The sequence below is a fragment of the Amycolatopsis endophytica genome (genome assembly GCF_013410405.1).
GTDB classification, from domain to species: domain Bacteria; phylum Actinomycetota; class Actinomycetes; order Mycobacteriales; family Pseudonocardiaceae; genus Amycolatopsis_E; species Amycolatopsis_E endophytica.
The window spans coordinates 482,837-501,985 of the sequence record NZ_JACCFK010000001.1 but is presented as its reverse complement, the minus strand read 5'-3'; the positions used below and the strand labels follow the sequence as shown (position 1 = coordinate 501,985).

The following is a 19,149-nucleotide window of genomic DNA, read 5'->3' as shown; positions in this document are numbered from 1 at the left end:
GCAATGTCCACTGTAGACGGCAAGACGGTGCGCGTGGCCCTGCTGGGCTGCGGCACGGTGGGCACCGAGGTCGCCCGGCTGCTCACCGAGCAGGCCGGCGAGCTGGCCGCCCGCGCCGGTGCGCCGGTCGAGCTGGCGGGCATCGCGGTGCGCCGTCCGGACAAGCATCCCGAGCTGCCCCAGCACCTGCTGACCAGTGACGCCGCCGCGCTTGTCGAGTCCGATGTGGACGTCGTGGTCGAGTTGATCGGTGGCGTCGACCCGGTGCGCGAATGGCTGCTCACCGCGCTGCGCAAGGGGAAGTCGGTCGTCACGGCCAACAAGGCGCTGCTGGCCGAGCACTCCGCGGAGCTGTCCGAAGCGGCCGACGCCTCCGGCGCCGACCTCTACTTCGAGGCCGCGGTGGCCGGTGCGATCCCGCTGCTGCGCCCGCTGCGCGAGTCGCTGGCCGGTGACCGCATCACCAAGGTGATGGGCATCGTCAACGGCACCACCAACTTCATCCTGCACGCGATGGACTCCACGGGCGCCGGATACGCCGAAACCCTCGACGAGGCCAGCCGCCTCGGCTACGCGGAGGCGGACCCGACCGCGGACGTCGACGGTTACGACGCGGCGTCCAAGGCGGCCATCCTCGCCTCGCTCGCGTTCCACACCCGCGTCACCGCCTCCGACGTGCACCGCGAGGGCATCTCGAACGTGTCCGCTTCGGACATCGCGGCCGCGAAGGCGCTGGGGCGCACGGTGAAGCTGCTCTCCATCTGCGAACGCGTCGAGAGCGCGGACGGCACCGAGTCGGTGTCGGCGCGCGTGCACCCGGTGATGATCCCGCGCAGCCACCCGCTGGCGAGCGTCGGCGGAGCGTTCAACGCGGTGTTCGTCGAGGCGGACGCGGCGGGGAACCTGATGTTCTACGGCCAGGGCGCCGGTGGCGCGCCCACGGCCAGCGCGGTGCTCGGCGACCTGGTCGCGGTCGCCCGCAACCGGGTGGTCGGCGGGCGCGGTCCGCGCGAGTCGGCGCACGCCGCGCTGCCGGTGCGGCCGATGGGCCAGACGCCGACGCGGTACCACGTCAGCCTCGACGTCGCCGACAAGCCGGGTGTGCTCGCCCAGGTGGCGCAGGAGTTCGCGGCGCAGGGCGTGAGCATCGCGGCGGTCCGGCAACGTGACCGGACCAACACCGCGAGCCTGGTCATCGTGACGCACCTCGCACCGGACGCGGCGCTGGCGGCGACGGTCGAGGCCATCGGGAAAATGGACGTCGTGAACGAGGTCGTCAGCGTGATGCGGGTGGAAGGCGAGGATTCATGACTGCGAAGGCCGGCTGGCCCGGGATCATCGAGGCGTACGCCGACCGGGTACCGGTTCCGGCCGGAGCGGAGGTCATCACCCTCGGCGAGGGCAACACACCGCTGATGCCCGCGCCGCACCTGTCGGAGCTGACCGGGTCGACCGTCTACCTCAAGGTCGAGGGCGCGAACCCGACCGGGTCCTTCAAGGACCGCGGCATGACGGTGGCGATCACGCACGCCAAGGCCAGCGGCCTGCAGGCGGTCATCTGCGCCTCCACCGGCAACACCTCGGCCTCCGCCGCCGCCTACGCCGCTCGCGCGGGCCTGACCTGCGCGGTTCTCATCCCGCAGGGCAAGATCGCGATGGGCAAGCTCGCGCAGGCGATCCTGCACGGCGCGCGCATCCTGCAGATCGACGGCAACTTCGACGACTGCCTCGAACTGGCCCGCAAGACCGCGATCGACCATCCGGTGACGCTGGTCAACTCGGTCAACCCGGTGCGCCTGATCGGTCAGAAGACCGCCGCGTGGGAGATCTGCGACGTCCTCGGCCGGGCCCCGGACATCCACTGCCTCCCGGTCGGCAACGCGGGCAACATCACCGCCTACTGGGCCGGGTACTCCGAGTACGCCGCGGACGGTGTGGTGAAGTCCACACCGCGCATGTTCGGATTCCAGGCCGCGGGCGCCGCGCCGCTCGTCAAGGGCGAGCCGGTGGCCGAGCCGGAGACGATCGCCACCGCGATCCGCGTCGGCAGCCCGGCCTCGTGGGAGGGCGCGGTCAAGGCGAAAAACGCCTCCGGTGGCCTGTTCGAGGCCGTGACCGACGAGAAGATCCTCGCCGCGTACCGGCTGCTGGCCAGCAGGGAAGGCGTTTTCGTCGAGCCGGCGTCGGCGACGAGCGTCGCGGGACTGCTCGCCACGGCCGCCGACGGCCGCCTCCCGAAGGGCTCGACGGTCGTGTGCACCGTCACCGGTCACGGCCTCAAGGACCCTGGCACGGCACTGGAGGGCAACGTCGAGGTCGAGCCGCTGGCCGTGGACCCGCGTGCGGTCGCCTCCGCGCTGGAGCTCACGTGACGTCCCTGCAGGTGACCGTTCCGGCGTCGAGCGCGAACCTCGGCCCGGGCTTCGACGCGCTCGGGCTGGCGCTCGCGCTGCACGACGTCGTCGAGGTGCAGGTCACCGACGCCGGTCTCAAGGTCGAGGTGTTCGACGCGGGGGCAGGCGGGATCGAGGACGTGCCCACCGACGAGCGGCATCTCGTGGTGCGGGCGCTGCGGCGCGCGTGCGAGCACCTCGGGGTCAAGCCGCCGGGGCTGCATCTGCGCTGCTTCAACAAGATCCCGCACGCGCGGGGGCTGGGTTCCTCGGCCGCCGCGGTGGTGTCGGGGATCGCCGCGGGGTACGCGCTGGCGGACAAGCCGCTCGACGGTGACGCCGTCCAGTTGTCGGCCGGGTTCGAGGGCCACGCGGACAACGCGGCCGCCAGCCTCTTGGGTGGTTTCGTTCTGGCCTGGTGCGACAACGGCCGCTTTCACGCGGAGCGGCTCAACCCGCATCCGTCGATCCGCCCGGTCGTCGCGGTGCCGTCGGTGCAGTCGTCTACCGAGGCCACGCGTGGTCTGCTGCCCGCCGAGGTCCCGCACACGGACGCGGCGTTGTCCACCGGCCGCGCGGCGCTGGCGGTGCACGCGCTGACCAGCAGGCCCGCGCTGCTGCTGCCGGCCACTGAGGACCGGTTGCACCAGCACTACCGTGCCTCCGCCTACCCCGCGACCGCCCGTCTCGTGCACGAACTGCGCGCGGCCGGGGTCGCGGCCACCGTGTCCGGCGCCGGCCCGACCGTGCTGGCGCTGACCGTCGACGGAATAATTCCCGCTGGCGTGGACGTTGAGGGGTTCGAAGTCATCGAGCTGCCGGTCGACCGGACCGGGGTTCAGGTCACGGGTCGATAGCGTCCGTGCGGAGATTTCCGGCGCGCCGGGGGGTGGTTGTTGCACCTCGTCCCCCGTCGGTCTACCCTCGGGGGCGTTCGATCACCGCGCGCAATCGCACCCGGTGTCGGTCCCGGGGGATCTACCCGGATCGCATTCTCTTGTTGAGTCGATAATTCCGCATAGCTGGTGCAGGGATTGACCTAGGCGGGTTTCCGGTAGCCACGGTGACACGAATTCGGCGCGTTCCACCTGGAACACGCAAGACCCCGTGTGGCGGCTCCGCCGCTGTGACCCGTGTGTCCCGGCCGGGGAAGCCACAGGAGGGCAGGAGCAGACCGTTTCGCGATCGGACGCGGGCGGTAGTCCGCTGATCCACCTGGAGGCGTGGATCGGTCAGGAAGGACATGTGTGAGCAACACCGATCTTTTGAGCGGTGACGTGGCGGCAACGGCTGCGTCCGCCGCTGAGCCAGGGGAGCAGAACGGTACGGCCGCGCCGAAGCGCCGCAGTGGCGGCCTGTCCGGCATGGTGATCGCCGACCTGCGGGAACTCGCCGGCCAGCTGGGCATCGGCGACACCAAGGGGATGCGCAAGGGCGATCTGATCGCCGCGATCCGCGAGCGTCAGGGCAAGGCCCCGCGCAAGCGCGCCGGTGCTGCCGACGAAACCCTGCCCCTCGACGGCATCGCCGCGAAGGTGGAGGCTCCGGTGCAGACCAAGCCCGTGGAGAAGACCCGGCAGCCCGCCGAGGCCCCGGCCGACAAGCCGGCGCCCGCGGAGAAGGCCGAACGGTCCGGCAAGCCCGAAAAGGCGGAGAAGCCGGTGAACGGCGCCGAAGCGCCGCAGCAGCAGGGCGAGGACGGCCCCCGTCGCGAGGGCGGCGCCCGCCGTCGCCGTGGCGCGAACCGCGCCGCGGGCAGCCCGGACAACCGCGGTGGCGACAACCGCGGCGACCAGGGCCAGCGCGGTGGCAACGAGCGCGGTGGCGACCAGTCCCAGCAGGGCGGCGGCGACCAGCGCAAGCGCAACGACCAGCGTGACAACGCCGGTGGCGGCCAGCCCAAGCAGAACTCCGGTGGGCAGAACTCCGGTGGCGGCCAGGACGACGACGAGGGTGGCCGTCGCGGCCGCCGGTTCCGGGACCGCCGCCGCCGCGGCAACCGCGGTGAGGGCGGCGCCGACACCGAGATCCGCGAGGACGACGTCCTGTTGCCGGTCGCCGGCATCCTCGACGTCCTCGACAACTACGCGTTCGTGCGCACCTCGGGCTACCTGCCGGGGCCGAACGACGTGTACGTGTCGCTGTCGCTGGTCCGCAAGCACGGCCTGCGCCGCGGTGACGCGATCACCGGTGTGGTCAAGCAGCCGCGCGAGGGCGAGCAGCAGCGCCAGAAGTTCAACCCGCTGGTGCGGGTCGACACGGTCAACGGCCTGGACTCGGACGAGGCCAAGCGCCGTCCGGAGTTCACCAAGCTGACCCCGCTCTACCCGAACGAGCGGCTGCGCCTGGAGACCGAGTCGCACAAGCTGACCACCCGTGTGATCGACCTGGTCATGCCGGTCGGCAAGGGGCAGCGTGCCCTGATCGTGTCGCCGCCGAAGGCCGGTAAGACCACGATCATGCAGGACATCGCGAACGCGATCACCACGAACAACCCCGAGTGCCACCTGATGGTCGTCCTCGTCGACGAGCGTCCGGAAGAGGTCACCGACATGCAGCGGTCGGTGAAGGGTGAGGTCATCGCCTCGACCTTCGACCGCCCGCCGTCAGACCACACCTCGGTCGCCGAGCTGTCCATCGAGCGGGCCAAGCGGCTCGTCGAGATGGGCATGGACGTGGTGGTCCTGCTCGACTCGATCACCCGTCTGGGCCGCGCCTACAACCTGGCGGCCCCGGCGTCCGGCCGGATCCTCTCCGGTGGTGTCGACTCGACCGCGTTGTTCCCGCCGAAGCGTTTCCTCGGCGCGGCGCGCAACATCGAGAACGGCGGCTCGCTGACGATCTTCGCCACGGCGATGGTCGAGACCGGGTCCACCGGTGACACGGTGATCTTCGAAGAGTTCAAGGGCACCGGCAACGCCGAGCTCAAGCTCGACCGCAAGATCGCCGAGCGGCGCGTCTTCCCGGCGGTGGACGTCAACCCGTCCGGTACCCGCAAGGAGGAGCTGCTGCTCTCGCCGGACGAGCTCGCGGTGACGCACAAGCTGCACCGGGTCCTGCACGCGCTGGACTCGCAGCAGGCCATCGACCTGCTGCTGTCCCGGCTGCGCAAGACCAAGACCAACATCGAGTTCCTGATGCAGGTCTCGAAGACGGCACTGGCCTCGGACGACGACTGAGTTCCGTAGCAGACGAAACGGCCACCCTCCCGCTGCGGAGGGTGGCCGTTTTTCGTCGCGTTCCTACTGGTGGGGGACCGCGGCGGGGGTCCAGCCGCGGTAGTTGTTGAAGTAGCTGTAGCCGCCCTGTGCCTTGGTCACGTGGCCGATCTTGCCGCCGACGCTGGTGGCGTAGAAGCCGCCGGCGCCGTCGGAGATGCCGACGTGGCCCCAGGAGCTGATGTTCCAGTACACGAACGCGCCCTTCGGCGGGTTGCGGTCACCGGCGTGCTTGGGGCTGGCGCCGTTCCAGTGCGCGTTGGCCGAGGCCCACACGCCGGTGGTGCCGTAGGCGTTCTCGACGGCCTTCTCGCAGTAGCCCTGGTAGGCGGTGCTGCCGATGCGGGCCTGGAACCACTGGACGGCTCCGGTCGGGGTGCCGTCACCGGCGGCGAGGATCGAGATGTCGCTGTTCGGGGCGGCGGCGAGGGTGGCGGCCTGGCTGGTGGCCGGGACGAGGGCGAGTGCCGTGGCGGCGAGCGCGGCGACGGCGGCGGACTTGGCGGTGCGGGAAAGGGACATCGGCTCCTCCTCACCCGGCGGGTCCGGGTTCCGCGTGCAGGTTCTCGCGGGCCCGTACAAAACCCGTACACGTCCCGTACCCGGAATATGCGCCTCGCGGGGGGCGTTGACCTGCGTGTCAGCGCATCTGGCAGAATCGATCCGCTAACGTCCGGCTCCGGTTCACCCCGCTCACGGGGACCCGGCGGCCACTGAGAGAGGACCCCATGAAGAGCGGTATTCACCCCGAGTACGTGCCGACCACGGTCACCTGTGGTTGCGGCAACACCTTCACGACCCGCAGCACCAAGACCTCCGGTGCGATCACGGTCGAAATCTGCTCGAACTGCCACCCCTTCTACACCGGCAAGCAGAAGATCATGGACACCGGTGGCCGGGTGGCGCGCTTCGAGGCGCGCTACGGCAAGCGGGCCAAGAAGGCCGACGCCAAGTAGCTCCACTCGCGGCGCCCACTCCCGACCGGGGGTGGGCGCCGCTTTTGTGTCCTGGTTGAACGAAGAGGAGAGGAACGGCCGTGGATTCGTCTTCCCTGCACGGGCTGCTCGACGAGTACGCCGAGCTGGAGAAGCAGCTTGCGGACCCGGCCGTGCACGCCGACCAGGGCCGCGCCCGCAAGCTGGGCCGCCGTTACGCCGAGCTGAGCCCGGTGGTCAAGGTCATCAACGAGCTCGACCAGGCCCGCGAGGACCTGACGGCGGCGCGGGAGCTGGCCGCCGAGGACCCGGCGTTCGCCGCGGAGGCCGAGGAGATCACCGGTCGCATCCCGGAGCTGGAATCCCGGCTCACCGAGCTGCTGCTGCCGCGTGACCCGTACGACTCCTCGGATGTCCTGATGGAGATCAAGTCCGGTGAGGGCGGCGAGGAGTCGGCCCTGTTCGCCGGTGACCTGCTGCGCATGTACCTGCGCTACGCCGAGCGGCACGGCTGGAAGGCCGAGGTACTGGACGCCACGCACTCCGACCTGGGTGGCTACAAGGACGTGACCGTCGCGGTCAAAGGCAAAGGCACGGATGCCGACGGGGTCTGGGCACGGTTCAAGTTCGAGGGCGGCGTGCACCGGGTGCAGCGCGTGCCCGCGACCGAGTCCCAGGGCCGGATCCACACCTCGGCGGCCGGTGTGTTGATCTACCCCGAACCCGAAGAGGTCGAGGTCGAAATCGACCCGAACGACCTGCGCATCGACGTCTTCCGCTCGTCCGGCCCCGGCGGTCAGAGCGTGAACACGACCGACTCGGCCGTGCGGGTCACGCACCTGCCCACCGGGATCGTCGTGTCGTGCCAGAACGAGAAGTCGCAGATCCAGAACCGCGCCCGCGCCATCCAGGTCCTGCAGGCTCGTCTGCAGGCCATCGCGGAGGAAGAAGCGGCCGCCAAGGCCTCCGACGCACGGAAGTCGCAGGTCCGGACGGTGGACCGCTCGGAGCGGGTCCGCACCTACAACTTCCCCGAGAACCGCATTTCCGACCACCGGGTGAACTACAAGGCGTACAACCTGGACCAGGTCCTCGACGGCGACCTCGACTCGGTGCTGGACGCCCTGGCCAACGCGGACCGCGAAGAACGCCTCGCCTCCGCAGGCAACTGACCCCGCGAACGCGGAACTCACGTGCCCGAACGTGGAACCCCACGCTCGCAACCGCCACCCGGCAACGGAACGCGCCCACCCCCGAACCTACCTACCCACCCACCCCCGCCAGGAACTTCCGAATCTCCCCCAGCCAGGCATCCCGAGCCTCCACCTGCATCAAATGCCCGGCCTCGATCTCCACATACCCGGCCCCGGGAATCCCGTCAGCCAGCTCCCGCGACAACCCCACCGGCGCCAGCAGGTCCTGCCGCGTCCCGATCACCAGCGCAGGCACCGCGACACCCCCCAACTCCGCCCGCGTATCCACCGACTCCACCAGATCGACCTGCTCCGGCGTCCCCTCCGGCACCACCAGCCCGTCGAGCACAGCGTCCACTTCGGACGCCAAGAGCGCGTTCAAATACCCTCCGCCCATCGCCGCGTAAGTCACGAATCGAGCCAGCAGCTCCCGTTCCCCGAGGGACAACAACCGCCGCCACACCGAAACCGCCAACCGCATCTGATGGGACGGATACGCGAACCCCGCGGTCAGCACCAGCCCAGTGACCCGCGACGGATGACGCGTGGTCGCCCGGACCGCGACCGCCGTCCCGAGCGAGTACCCGAGGATCGTGAAGCGCTCCACTCCGGCGGACACCGCGGTCGCCACGAGGCCGTCGGCCAGGTCGTCCAGGTCCAGTGGGCCCCGGCGGGGTGTCGCGCCCGAACCGGGGTAGTCCGGTCCGACCACGGTGTGTGTGCGGGCGAGGTCGTCGAGGATCGGGCCGTAGTTGGCCTCGATACTGCCGCCACCGCCGTGCGCGAGCAGCAGACCCGGCCCGGAACCGCGGACGATGTGCGAGAAATGTTCGGTCATGCGGCGACGTTAGGAACTGACACCGGTGTGAAGGTCAAACCCGAGTGAGCGAGGTCGCATGCTGATCGGTGAGCTTTCCGCCCGGACCGGCGTCAGCCAGCGGTTGCTGCGCTACTACGAGGAGCAGGAGCTCCTGGTGCCGGACCGGGACGGCAACGGCTACCGCGTCTACGACGAGGGCGCCGTGGTCACGGTCAGGCAGATCAGGGCCTTGCTGGCCGCGGGCCTGTCGACCTGCGTGATCCGGAAGGTGCTGCCGTGCGCCCGTGGTGAGAAGCCGGAGCTGGAGCTGTGCCCGTCGCTGGTGAGCACGCTGCGTGAGCAGTTGGCGGCGCTGGACTCGCGCATCGACGATCTGCGGCAGACGCGCGGAGCGCTCGCGGCATATGTGCCCGCGACCGGATGACCGCTGTGGAACAGTTAGGTCCGTGAAGCGGCAACCGTTGCGTCTGGCGATCCTCGAGGCGATGCGCATCCTGGAAGAGGCCGGGGTGGCCTCGCCCCGTGCCGATGCCGAGTCGATCGCCGCGCACGTCCTGGGTGTGGACCGCGGGCGGCTGCCGCTGGTGCCGCTGGTGGATCCGCCGGTGATCGAGGCGATCGGCAAGCTGGTCGCGCAGCGGGCGAAGCGGGTGCCGCTGCAGCACCTGACCGGGTGGGCCGGGTTCGCCGGTATCACGCTGGACGTCGGACCTGGCGTGTTCATCCCGCGTCCGGAGACCGAGCTGCTGGTCGAGTGGGGGCTGCGGCACATCCACGGCCGCGAGTACCCGGTGGTGGTCGACCTGTGCACCGGTTCGGGTGCGCTGGCGCTGGCGATCGCGCACGAGCGGCCGGACGCCGTGGTCTACGCGGTCGACGTCGACTCGAACGCGCTGGCCTGGGCCCGGCACAACGCGGAGAAGCAGGCCGCGGCCGGTGACACGCCGATCCGGCTGTACTCCGGCGACGTCGGCGACACGACGATCTTCGCCGAGCTGGACGGCCTGGTGGACCTGGTGGTGTGCAATCCGCCGTACGTCCCGCCGGGTGGTGACCTGCCCCCCGAGGTCGTCGACTTCGACCCGCCCCAGGCCGTCTTCGCCCATGACGGCGGCTTGGCGGTGGTCCGTCAGGCCGTCGCGACCGCCTGCCGCCTGCTCAAGCGCGGCGGGGGAGTGGCCATCGAGCACGACGACACGCACGGCTCGGCCGCCCCGGCCCTGGTCGCGGGCCGCAAGGTGCTCACCGACGTGCGGGACCACCGCGACCTCGCCGGCCGCCCCCGCTTCGTCACCGCCCTGCGTGCCTGAGAGACGCGCACCACGACCCTCGGACGAAGGCATCACACACGCGGGAATAGTCTTCACCCCATGAGCGCGGTGTACGACTGCAGCCGTCCGGAGTCGCGGGCGGAAGGGCTGGCGGCGGCGGCGAGCGCGGTGCGTTCGGGGCGCCTGGTCGTGCTGCCCACGGACACGGTGTACGGCATCGGCGCGGACGCGTTCGACTCGAACGCCGTGCGCGCCCTGCTGCGGGCGAAGAACCGCGGCCCCGACATGCCCGTCGGCGTCCTGGTCGGCTCCTGGTCCACAATAGACGGTCTGGTGCTCGGGGTTCCGCCGCAGGCGCGGGCCCTGATCGAGGCGTTCTGGCCCGGTGATCTGTCCATTGTGCTCCCGCACGCGCCCAGCCTGCGCTGGGACCTGGGCACCACGCGCGGCACGGTCATGCTGCGGATGCCGCTGCACCCGGTCGCGCTGGAGCTGCTGCGCGAGGTCGGCCCGATGGCCGTCTCCAGCGCCAACGTCTCCGGCCAGCCGCCCGCGTCCAACGCGCAGGAAGCGCAGGACCAGCTCGGCGAGTCCGTCTCGGTCTACCTCGACGGCGGGCCCAGCGGCGAGCCGGTGCCCTCGTCCATCATCGATCTGACCGGCGACGAGCCCGTGCTGCTGCGCGCGGGCGCGGTCACAGCCGAAGCGGTGAGCGAGGTTCTCGGCGCGCCGGTGAAGACCCCGTCCTGATGACCCCCGTCACGACAGCCGGGCTCCCGATCCGGGAGTACATCCTCGTCGGCCTCATCGCCGCGACCCTGACGTTCCTGCTCACCGGCGTCATCCGCCGCCTGGCCATCCGCCTCGGCGCGATCGCCAACCCGCGTGCCCGCGACGTGCACGTCATCCCGATCCCGCGCATGGGCGGTGTCGGCATGTACCTGGGCGTCGTCGGCGGCATGGCGATGGCCCACCAGCTGCCGGTGCTGCGCCGCGCGTTCGACTTCTCGCTCGACCCGGTCGGTGTGCTGATCGGCGGTGGCGTGATCGTCCTGATCGGCGCACTGGACGACCGGTTCGAGATCGACGCGTGGACCAAGCTCGCCGGGCAGGTCATGTGCGCCGGGATCCTGGTCATCTTCGGCGTCCAGTGGAACGTTTTCTGGGTGCCGTGGGGCGGCAACGGCGACGCGCTCGGCTCGGTCGTCACCCTGGACAACAACCAGGGCGGGCTGCTGATGGTGCTGCTCGTGGTGGTGCTGGTCAACGCCGTCAACTTCGTGGACGGCCTGGACGGTCTCGCCGCCGGGCTCGGGTTCATCGCGGCGGCCGCGACCTGCGCGTTCTCGCTGGGGCTGCTCAACTCGCAGGGCGGGGACGTCGGCGTCTACCCGCCCGCGCTGATCGCCGCCACCCTCGCCGGGGCCTGTCTGGGTTTCCTGCCGCACAACTTCCAGCCCGCGAAGATCTTCATGGGCGACTCCGGCTCGATGATGATCGGGCTGATGCTGGCCGGTGCCACCACCTCGGCGTCCGGGAAGATCAACTACACCCGCTTCGGCGGCTCGGACGCGCTGGCGCTGCTCTCGCCGCTGCTGGTCGTCGTCGCGGTCCTGTTCCTGCCGGTGCTGGACCTGCTGATGGCGGTCATCCGGCGCACGCGGCGCGGGGAGAGCCCGTTCGCCGCGGACAAGATGCACCTGCACCACCGCCTGCTGGAGATCGGTCACTCGCAGCGCCGCGCGGTGCTGCTGATCTACCTGTGGGCGGGCCTGCTCGGCTTCGGTGCGGTCTCGATGACGCTGTTCGACACGACGGCTGTACTCTGGATCGTCGGTGCGGGCCTCGTGCTCGCCGGGATCGTGTCCGTCATTCCGCGCCTGAGGTCGCGGAACCAGGGAGTGTCATGACCGACAAGACCGAGAACCCGCACGCGCAGTCGGTGCTCAAGCTGGCCGACGCGATGCTGCGTTTCGCGCTCTGGCCCGCGCTGGCCACGGTCGTCATCGGGGCGGTCGTCTCCACGGTGCTGGCCGGCGTGCCCGGCCTGCTGGGGTCACTGGTCGGTGGCGTGGTCGCGTTCGCGTCCTCGCTGGTGACGCTGTTCATGATGCGCAAGTCGGCGGCCATGGAGCCGTTCGCCGTGATGGCCGTGGCCATCGGCGGCTACATCCTCAAGGTGCTGGTCCTGTTCGGCGTGATGACCGCACTCAAGGGTGTCGACGCGTTCAACCGCTACTCGCTGGCCTTCACCACGCTGGCCGTGATCCTGGTCTGGGCGGCCGCGGAGTTCCTCGCCTTCCGCAGGACGAAGATCCCCACCATCATCCCCAGCTGATCCGCGCTGGTCGCAGGCGCTTTCCCGCCGTTAGAAGTACGCCCGTACGGTGGCGTTTTACCGGCTGGTATCGTCCGCGAGTGTGGAGGTGGGCCTTCGGCCACGCTCTGCGATGCGGGAACCGACCAGCAATGTGGCGATCGTGACGGATGGCCGCTGAGCACGGTGTGCCGGTTCTGCCGTCGGAGATCGTACCGCCGAAACCCTCAAGTGGCTGACCGTACACGCGGTGTTCACTCAGGGGATCCGCCTCCAACTACCCGAAACGTATCGGGTACGTTAAGTCCAGATCGTGACGATTCCCCCGGCGGAGTGAACGCCGGCCGGGAGAACCGGAAGGAGCCCAGTTGGGCGCGCTGGTTATGGCCGAGGGCGACACCTTCATGCCCCCGGGTGCCGGAGACTTCGAGCTGCCGGCGATTTTCCTCGGCGTGACGAAGCCGATGATCATGGTCGTGCTGTCGGTGATCATCATCGCGGCCTTCTTCATGCTGTCCTCGCGCAAGCTCAAGATCGTGCCGGGCAAGGTGCAGTTCGTCGCCGAGTACGCCTACGACTTCGCGCGCAACGGCATCGCCCGCGAACAGATCGGGTCCAAGGACTTCCGGCCCTTCGTCCCCCTGGTCCTCGCACTGTTCAGCTTCGTGCTGATCAACAACATCTTCGGGATCATCCCGGTCTTCCAGTTCCCGACCTTCTCGCACATCGGTTTCCCACTCGCGCTTTCGCTGCTGGTGGTTTACCCGGTCTACCACTACGTCGGGTTCAAGCGGCACGGTTTCGTCGGCTACCTCAAGCACGCGACCGTGCCGCCGGGCGCTCCCGGCCCGATCTACATCCTGCTGACGCCGATCGAGTTCCTGCAGAAGTTCGTCCTCAACCCGCTCACGCTGGCGGTCCGGGTGTTCGCCGCGATGTTCGCCGGCCACCTGATCCTGCTGGTGTTCACCGTCGCGGGCGAGTTCCTGCTGCTGCACGCGGGTGGCGTGTTCAAGCCGATCTCGGTGGTCTCGTGGGCGTTCGCCATTCTGATGACTTTCGTGGAAGCGCTGATCCAGGTGATCCAGGCCTACGTGTTCGCCGTGCTGTCGGCGAACTACATCGGCCAGGCGCTGGCCTCGGACCACTAGGAAAGAAAACCAACCGCAAGCCCCCGATCCGCGTGGTAGCGGACCGAGTGAAAGGGAAACGCAAGTGAGCAGCATCGTTCTCGCCCAGGCCGCTGAGACCATCAACCTGAACCAGGGCCTGGCGGCCATCGGTTACGGTCTGGGCGCCATCGGCCCGGGTATCGGTGTGGGTCTGATCTGGGCCGCCGTCATCAACGGCACCGCCCGTCAGCCGGAGGCCCAGGGCAAGCTCATGGGTATCGCCTGGACCACCTTCGTGCTGACCGAGGTGCTCGCCCTGATCGGCCTGGTCGTGTACTTCATCGCTTCTGCCTGATCGTCCGCCTGACGCGTTGGGAGACGTTGTGGTGAAGACCCAGATCGTGCTGGCCCAGGAAGCGGCGCCGAACCCGGTGATCCCGCACCTGAGCGAGCTCATCCTCGGCCTGGTGGCCTTCCTGATCCTGCTGTGGCTGCTCAAGAAGTTCGCCGTGCCGCGCTTCGAGAAGATGTACGAAGAGCGCACGGCGGCCATCGAGGGTGGCATCGCCAAGGCGGAGAAGGCGCAGGCCGAGGCCGAAGAGGCGCTCGCGAAGTACCAGGCCCAGCTGAAGGACGCCTACTCCGAGGCCGCCAAGATCCGCGACGACGCCCGCCTCGAGGCGGAGCGGATCAAGGAGGAGCTGCGGGCCGAGGCGCAGGACGAGTCGGCCCGGATCGTCGCGCAGGGCCACGCCGCCCTGCAGGCCGAGAAGGCACAGATCGTCACGGAGCTGCGCAACGAGCTGGGCCGCAACTCGATCGAGCTGGCGAGCCGGATCGTCGGGGAGCACCTCGAGGACGAGGTCCGTCGCCGTGGCACGGTCGACCGGTTCCTCACCGAGCTCGGTTCGAGCGCGGGTAACGGGGCTCGGAAGTAACGCCGATGACTACACAGACGCTGACGCTGCACGCCGCGAGCCGGGAAGCGCTCGCCGCCGCCGAGACCCGGTTGTCCGAGGTCACCGGCGGGGCAGGCGCCGACCCGGCTGCCCTCGGCAACGAGCTGCTGGCCGTGGTCGACCTGCTCGGCAGGGAGATCGGGCTGCGCCGCGCGGTCGCCGACGCCTCGTCCGATCCGGACGCCCGCACGCGGCTGGTCCGCTCGCTGCTGTCCGGCAAGGTGTCCGAGCAGGCCCTGCGCGTGCTCGACGCCGTGGTCGCGGCCCGGTGGTCCAGTCCGCGTGAACTGGTCGACGGACTGGAGTCGCTCGGCCGCAACGCCCTGCTGACCAGCGCGGAGAAGGCCGGGAAGCTGGACTCGGTCGAGGACCAGTTGTTCCGGATCGCCCGTATCGTGGTGAGCAACCCGGAGCTGGAGCAGACGCTGTCCGACCAGACAGCGCCCGGCGAAGCGAAGCGCCGCCTGGTCCGGGACCTGCTGCAGAGCAAGGTTGACGACGTCACCCTCGCGCTGGTCGAGCAGGTCGTCGGCCGGTCGGCGGGCCGCAGCGTCGGGTTCAACCTGGACCAGCTGGTCCAGCTGGCCGCCCAGCGCCGCGAGCGTTCGGTCGCGTACGTCACGAGCGCGAGCGAGCTGTCCGCGGAGCAGCGGGAGCGGCTGGCCGAGCAGCTGCACCGGATCTACGGGCGGCCGATCGGTCTGCACGTCGAGGTCGACCCCCGCCTCGGCGGCGGGCTCGTCGTCCGGGTGGGCGACGAGGTCATCGACGGCAGCACCGCGGGCCGCATCGCCGCGCTGCGCCGGCAGCTGGCGTGACGCCACACAAGACTTTGCACACCTGCAGGAACGAAGCGAGAGCGGGAACGACATGGCGGAGCTGACGATCTCCTCGGACGAGATCCGTAGCGCGATCGAGAACTACGTCTCGAGTTACTCACCGGAAGTGAACCGGGAAGAGGTCGGCGTCGTCGTGGACACCGGCGACGGCGTTGCCCACGTCGAGGGCCTGCCCTCGACCATGGCCAACGAGCTGCTGGAGTTCCCCGGCGGCATCCTCGGCGTGGCCCAGAACCTGGAGCCGCGCCAGATCGGTGTCGTCATCCTCGGTAACTACGAGAACATCGAGGAAGGCCAGGAGGTCAAGCGCACCGGGCAGATCCTGTCGATCCCGGTCGGCGAGGGCTTCCTCGGCCGCGTCATCGACCCGCTCGGCAAGCCGATCGACGGCCTCGGTGACATCTCCTCGGACGAGCGCCGGGCGCTGGAGCTGCAGGCGGCCTCGGTCGTCCAGCGGCAGCCGGTGTCCGAGCCGCTGCAGACCGGTATCACCGCGATCGACGCGATGACCCCGATCGGCCGCGGTCAGCGCCAGCTGATCATCGGCGACCGCAAGACCGGCAAGACCGCGGTCTGCGTCGACACGATCATCAACCAGAAGGCCAACTGGGCGAGCGGCGACCCGTCGAAGCAGGTCCGCTGCATCTACGTGGCGATCGGCCAGAAGGGCTCGACCATCGCGGGTGTCCGCAAGTCCCTCGAGGACGCGGGCGCGCTGGAGTACACGACGATCGTCGCGGCCCCCGCCTCGGACTCGGCCGGCTTCAAGTGGCTGGCGCCCTACACCGGTTCGGCGCTGGGCCAGCACTGGATGTACCAGGGCAAGCACGTTCTGATCGTGTTCGACGACCTGTCGAAGCAGGCCGACGCCTACCGCGCCATCTCGCTGCTGCTGCGCCGCCCGCCGGGCCGCGAGGCGTTCCCCGGCGACGTCTTCTACTTGCACTCGCGGCTGCTCGAGCGGTGCGCGAAGCTGAGCGACGAGCTGGGCGGCGGTTCGCTGACCGGTCTGCCGATCATCGAGACGAAGGCCAACGACATCTCGGCCTACATCCCGACGAACGTCATCTCGATCACCGACGGCCAGTGCTTCTTCCAGTCGGACCTGTTCAACTCGGGTCAGCGCCCCGCGGTCGACGTCACCACCTCGGTCTCCCGCGTCGGTGGTGACGCGCAGATCAAGGCGATGAAGACGGTGTCCGGTTCGCTGCGGATCGACCTGTCCCAGTACCAGGAGCTGCAGGCGTTCGCCGCCTTCGCCTCCGACCTGGACCCGACCTCGCGCGCCCAGCTGGACCGCGGTGCCCGCCTGTACGAGGTGCTCAAGCAGCCGCAGTACTCGCCGGTCCCGGTCGAGCAGCAGGTCCTGACCGTGTGGCTCGGCACCAAGGGCCACTTCGACGACGTGCCGGTGGAGGACGTGGCTCGCTTCAACCACGAGCTGCTCGAGAACATCCGCCACAAGCACGACGACATCCTCGCCGAGATCCGCGACAAGGGTAAGTGGACCGACGAGCTGGCCGAGCGCGTCGCCGCGGCGGCGGCCGAGTTCAAGAAGGGCTTCACCACCTCCTCCGGTGAGCAGCTCGTGAACGAGGCCGAGGCCGACGCGATGGACGCCGACAAGGTCGGGCAGGAGACCGTCAAGGTCAACAAGCCCGCCCCGACGAAGTGACCGGATAGCTGATGGCGCAACTTCGCGAGCTCCGGGCAAAGATCCGGGCGACGAAATCGATCGGCAAGATCACCAAGGCGATGGAGCTGATCGCCACCTCGCGGATCGGCCGTGCCCAGGCACGGGTCGAGGCTTCGCGCCCGTACGCCACGGAGATCACCAAGGTGCTCTCCGCACTGGCGGGCGGGGCCGCGAGCCTCGACGACCCGTTCCTCGTCGAGCGGCCCGACCCCAAGCGGGCGGCCGTTCTGGTGGTGACCAGTGACAAGGGCCTGTGCGGTGGTTACAACACCAACGTGCTGCGAGCCACCGAGGAGCTGCTGTCGCTGCTGCGCTCCGAGGGCAAGGAGCCGCAGGTCTACGTCATCGGCGGCAAGGGCCTGAACTACTACCGGTTCCGCAACCGCGACGTCGTCGACAGCTGGACCGGCTTCTCGGACCAGCCGCACTACGAGAACGCCGCCACGGCGGGGGAGACCCTGACCAAGGCGTTCCTCGCCGGTGCGGACGACGATGCGAACGGTCCCGGCGAGGACGGGATCCTCGGCGTGGACGAGGTGCACATCGTGTACACCGAGTTCCGCTCGATGCTGACCCAGACCCCGGTCGCCAAGCGGATGGCCCCGCTGGAGGTCGAGTACCTGGCCGAGGGCGAGGAGGCGCAGCCCCAGCAGGGCGGCGAGATCACGCCCGCGTACGAGTTCGAGCCCAGCGCCGACCGCCTGCTGTCGGCCCTGCTGCCGAAGTACATCAACACGCGGATCTTTTCGGCCCTGCTGGAGTCGGCCGCTTCCGAGCTGGCCGCCCGCCGCACCGCCATGAAGTCGGCGTCGGACAACGCCAGCGAGCTGGTGGAGACCTACACCCGGCTGGCCAACCAGGCCCGGCAGGCCCAGATCACGCAGGAGATCAGCGAAATCGTCGGTGGGGCCGATGCGCTCGCCGCTGTAGGAAGTGATGAGTAGATGACCACCACTGAAACCCGGACCAAGGGGCGGATCGTCTCCGTTGCGGGTCCCGTCGTCGACGTCGAGTTCCCGCGGGGCGCGGTGCCCGACCTCTACAACGCGCTCAAGGTCGAGATCGAGTTCGCGGAGCTGCGCAAGACCGTGACGCTCGAGGTCGCCCAGCACCTCGGCGACAACCTGGTCCGCACCATTTCGCTGGCCCCGCAGGACGGTCTCGTCCGCGGTGCCGAGGTCACCGACACCGGCGCGCCGATCTCGGTGCCGGTCGGCGACGCGGTCAAGGGCCACGTCTACAACGCCCTCGGTGACTGCCTCGACCAGCCGGGCTACGGCTCGGACCTGGAGCGCTGGAGCATCCACCGCAAGCCGCCCGCGTTCGACCAGCTCGAGGGTCGCACCCAGATGCTGGAGACCGGCCTCAAGGTCATCGACCTGCTCACCCCGTACGTGCAGGGTGGCAAGATCGGCCTGTTCGGTGGTGCCGGCGTCGGCAAGACGGTGCTGATCAAGGAAATGATCACCCGTGTCGCCAAGAACTTCGGTGGCACCTCGGTGTTCGCCGGTGTCGGCGAGCGCACCCGTGAGGGCACCGACCTGTTCCTGGAGATGAGCGAGGACGGCGTCATCAACGACACCGCGCTCGTGTTCGGCCAGATGGACGAGCCGCCGGGCACCCGTATGCGGGTCGCGCTGTCCGCGCTGACGATGGCGGAGTACTTCCGCGACGTGCAGAACCAGGACGTGCTGCTGTTCATCGACAACATCTTCCGGTTCACCCAGGCCGGTTCCGAGGTGTCGACCCTGCTGGGCCGCATGCCTTCGGCCGTGGGTTACCAGCCGACGCTGGCCGACGAGATGGGTGAGCTGCAGGAGCGGATCACCTCGACCAAGGGCCGGTCGATCACCTCGATGCAGGCGATCTACGTGCCCGCGGACGACTACACCGACCCGGCCCCGGCGACGACGTTCGCCCACCTGGACGCCACCACCGAGCTCTCCCGGTCGGTGTTCCAGAAGGGCATCTTCCCGGCGGTCGACCCGCTGGCGTCGACGTCGACGATCCTCGACCCGGCGATCGTCGGTGACGACCACTACCGTGTCGCTTCCGAGGTCATCCGGATCCTGCAGAAGTACAAGGAGCTGCAGGACATCATCGCGATCCTCGGTATGGACGAGCTGTCCGAAGAGGACAAGCTGACCGTGCAGCGGGCGCGCCGGATCGAGCGGTTCCTGTCGCAGAACATGCTGGTCGCGGAGACCTTCACCGGTCAGCCGGGTTCGACCGTGCCGCGGTCGGAGACCGTCGAGGCGTTCGACAAGATCTCGAAGGGCGAGTTCGACCACTACCCGGAGCAGGCGTTCCTGGGCATCGGTGGCCTCGAGGACCTCGAGAAGAAGTACAAGGAACTCACCGGCAAGTGATGTCGGGACCACGGCGGGGTTGGGTGT

General features: G+C 69.4%; 20 protein-coding genes. 18 read left to right on the top strand and 2 right to left on the bottom strand.

Annotated features, from left to right (window positions below):
• Positions 1–3: 3 nt before the first annotated feature.
• The 4 genes from HNR02_RS02485 to rho all read left to right on the top strand — a co-directional run bounded on the left by HNR02_RS02485 (position 4) and on the right by rho (position 5,572).
• A complete protein-coding gene (locus HNR02_RS02485; RefSeq protein WP_179771605.1) occupies positions 4–1,311 on the top strand; it encodes a homoserine dehydrogenase in 1,308 nt (435 codons plus the stop codon).
• The gene (gene thrC / locus HNR02_RS02480; protein WP_179771604.1) at positions 1,308–2,372 is read left to right on the top strand and encodes a threonine synthase; all 1,065 of its coding nucleotides are present in this window, start codon (positions 1,308–1,310) and stop codon (positions 2,370–2,372) included. The genes HNR02_RS02485 and thrC overlap by 4 nt, the downstream gene beginning before the upstream one ends.
• Positions 2,369–3,250: a homoserine kinase gene (thrB, locus tag HNR02_RS02475; protein ID WP_179771603.1), complete on the top strand. Its 882-nt coding sequence runs from the start codon at positions 2,369–2,371 to the stop codon at positions 3,248–3,250. Before thrC ends, thrB begins: the two co-directional genes overlap by 4 nt.
• 390 nt (positions 3,251–3,640) lie before the next feature.
• On the top strand, positions 3,641–5,572 hold the full coding sequence (rho, locus tag HNR02_RS02470; RefSeq protein WP_179771602.1) for a transcription termination factor Rho: 1,932 nt from the start codon (positions 3,641–3,643) through the stop codon (positions 5,570–5,572).
• A 63-nt stretch (positions 5,573–5,635) separates the two neighbouring features.
• Here rho and HNR02_RS02465 read toward each other — a convergent pair whose 3' ends face one another.
• The gene (locus HNR02_RS02465; RefSeq protein ID WP_179771601.1) at positions 5,636–6,133 is read right to left on the bottom strand and encodes a CHAP domain-containing protein; all 498 of its coding nucleotides are present in this window, start codon (positions 6,131–6,133) and stop codon (positions 5,636–5,638) included.
• Positions 6,134–6,339: 206 nt separating this feature from the next.
• Between HNR02_RS02465 and rpmE the strand changes: the two genes are divergently transcribed.
• Both rpmE and prfA read left to right on the top strand, forming a co-directional pair.
• A complete protein-coding gene (gene rpmE / locus HNR02_RS02460) occupies positions 6,340–6,567 on the top strand; it encodes a 50S ribosomal protein L31 (RefSeq protein ID WP_179771600.1) in 228 nt (75 codons plus the stop codon).
• A gap of 80 nt (positions 6,568–6,647) precedes the next feature.
• Positions 6,648–7,718, top strand: a complete 1,071-nt coding sequence (gene prfA, locus HNR02_RS02455; RefSeq protein ID WP_179771599.1) for a peptide chain release factor 1 — start codon at positions 6,648–6,650, stop codon at positions 7,716–7,718.
• 91 nt (positions 7,719–7,809) lie between these two features.
• Here prfA and HNR02_RS02450 read toward each other — a convergent pair whose 3' ends face one another.
• Positions 7,810–8,577 carry an alpha/beta fold hydrolase gene (locus HNR02_RS02450; protein ID WP_179771598.1) on the bottom strand — a complete coding sequence of 256 codons (768 nt, stop codon included), beginning with the start codon at positions 8,575–8,577 and terminating at the stop codon, positions 7,810–7,812.
• A 58-nt stretch (positions 8,578–8,635) separates the two neighbouring features.
• Between HNR02_RS02450 and HNR02_RS02445 the strand changes: the two genes are divergently transcribed.
• From HNR02_RS02445 to atpD, 12 genes are all read left to right on the top strand, one after another.
• Positions 8,636–8,983, top strand: a complete 348-nt coding sequence (locus tag HNR02_RS02445) for a MerR family transcriptional regulator (RefSeq protein WP_179771597.1) — start codon at positions 8,636–8,638, stop codon at positions 8,981–8,983.
• A gap of 22 nt (positions 8,984–9,005) precedes the next feature.
• Complete coding sequence (gene prmC / locus HNR02_RS02440) at positions 9,006–9,869, top strand: peptide chain release factor N(5)-glutamine methyltransferase (RefSeq protein ID WP_179771596.1); 864 nt, start codon at positions 9,006–9,008, stop codon at positions 9,867–9,869.
• A 60-nt stretch (positions 9,870–9,929) separates the two neighbouring features.
• Positions 9,930–10,580, top strand: a complete 651-nt coding sequence (locus HNR02_RS02435) for an L-threonylcarbamoyladenylate synthase (RefSeq protein WP_179771595.1) — start codon at positions 9,930–9,932, stop codon at positions 10,578–10,580.
• Entirely contained in the window at positions 10,580–11,740 is a 1,161-nt protein-coding gene (locus HNR02_RS02430; RefSeq protein WP_179771594.1) for a glycosyltransferase family 4 protein, read from the top strand. The genes HNR02_RS02435 and HNR02_RS02430 overlap by 1 nt, the downstream gene beginning before the upstream one ends.
• Complete coding sequence (locus tag HNR02_RS02425) at positions 11,737–12,168, top strand: Cg1360 family ATP-synthase-associated protein (protein ID WP_179771593.1); 432 nt, start codon at positions 11,737–11,739, stop codon at positions 12,166–12,168. Before HNR02_RS02430 ends, HNR02_RS02425 begins: the two co-directional genes overlap by 4 nt.
• A 362-nt stretch (positions 12,169–12,530) precedes the next feature.
• Positions 12,531–13,298, top strand: coding sequence for a F0F1 ATP synthase subunit A (atpB, locus tag HNR02_RS02420; RefSeq protein WP_179775664.1), 768 nt, complete (start codon positions 12,531–12,533; stop codon positions 13,296–13,298).
• A 64-nt stretch (positions 13,299–13,362) separates the two neighbouring features.
• Positions 13,363–13,614 carry an ATP synthase subunit C-like protein gene (locus HNR02_RS02415; protein ID WP_179771592.1) on the top strand — a complete coding sequence of 84 codons (252 nt, stop codon included), beginning with the start codon at positions 13,363–13,365 and terminating at the stop codon, positions 13,612–13,614.
• Between the two features lie 28 nt (positions 13,615–13,642).
• Positions 13,643–14,197 carry a F0F1 ATP synthase subunit B gene (locus HNR02_RS02410; protein WP_179771591.1) on the top strand — a complete coding sequence of 185 codons (555 nt, stop codon included), beginning with the start codon at positions 13,643–13,645 and terminating at the stop codon, positions 14,195–14,197.
• Between the two features lie 20 nt (positions 14,198–14,217).
• Entirely contained in the window at positions 14,218–15,036 is an 819-nt protein-coding gene (locus tag HNR02_RS02405) for a F0F1 ATP synthase subunit delta (RefSeq protein ID WP_179775663.1), read from the top strand.
• Positions 15,037–15,088: 52 nt separating this feature from the next.
• Positions 15,089–16,732, top strand: coding sequence for a F0F1 ATP synthase subunit alpha (gene atpA / locus HNR02_RS02400; protein WP_179771590.1), 1,644 nt, complete (start codon positions 15,089–15,091; stop codon positions 16,730–16,732).
• A gap of 8 nt (positions 16,733–16,740) precedes the next feature.
• Positions 16,741–17,697 (top strand): F0F1 ATP synthase subunit gamma, encoded by a 957-nt coding sequence (locus tag HNR02_RS02395; RefSeq protein ID WP_179775662.1) that lies wholly within the window; start codon positions 16,741–16,743, stop codon positions 17,695–17,697.
• Positions 17,698–19,122 (top strand): F0F1 ATP synthase subunit beta, encoded by a 1,425-nt coding sequence (gene atpD / locus HNR02_RS02390; protein WP_179771589.1) that lies wholly within the window; start codon positions 17,698–17,700, stop codon positions 19,120–19,122.
• Positions 19,123–19,149 lie beyond the last annotated feature (27 nt).

Bases quoted from the DNA above. Each gene is read 5' to 3' on its own strand.
- HNR02_RS02485 (WP_179771605.1), top strand. From the start codon at position 4: ATGTCCACTGTAGACGGCAAGACGGTGCGCGTGGCCCTGCTGGGCTGC.
- thrC (WP_179771604.1), top strand. From the start codon at position 1,308: ATGACTGCGAAGGCCGGCTGGCCCGGGATCATCGAGGCGTACGCCGAC.
- HNR02_RS02465 (WP_179771601.1), bottom strand. From the start codon at position 6,133: ATGTCCCTTTCCCGCACCGCCAAGTCCGCCGCCGTCGCCGCGCTCGCC.
- rpmE (WP_179771600.1), top strand. From the start codon at position 6,340: ATGAAGAGCGGTATTCACCCCGAGTACGTGCCGACCACGGTCACCTGT.
- HNR02_RS02450 (WP_179771598.1), bottom strand. From the start codon at position 8,577: ATGACCGAACATTTCTCGCACATCGTCCGCGGTTCCGGGCCGGGTCTG.
- HNR02_RS02445 (WP_179771597.1), top strand. From the start codon at position 8,636: ATGCTGATCGGTGAGCTTTCCGCCCGGACCGGCGTCAGCCAGCGGTTG.
- HNR02_RS02435 (WP_179771595.1), top strand. From the start codon at position 9,930: ATGAGCGCGGTGTACGACTGCAGCCGTCCGGAGTCGCGGGCGGAAGGG.
- HNR02_RS02430 (WP_179771594.1), top strand. From the start codon at position 10,580: ATGACCCCCGTCACGACAGCCGGGCTCCCGATCCGGGAGTACATCCTC.
- HNR02_RS02425 (WP_179771593.1), top strand. From the start codon at position 11,737: ATGACCGACAAGACCGAGAACCCGCACGCGCAGTCGGTGCTCAAGCTG.
- atpB (WP_179775664.1), top strand. From the start codon at position 12,531: ATGGCCGAGGGCGACACCTTCATGCCCCCGGGTGCCGGAGACTTCGAG.
- atpA (WP_179771590.1), top strand. From the start codon at position 15,089: ATGGCGGAGCTGACGATCTCCTCGGACGAGATCCGTAGCGCGATCGAG.
- atpD (WP_179771589.1), top strand. From the start codon at position 17,698: ATGACCACCACTGAAACCCGGACCAAGGGGCGGATCGTCTCCGTTGCG.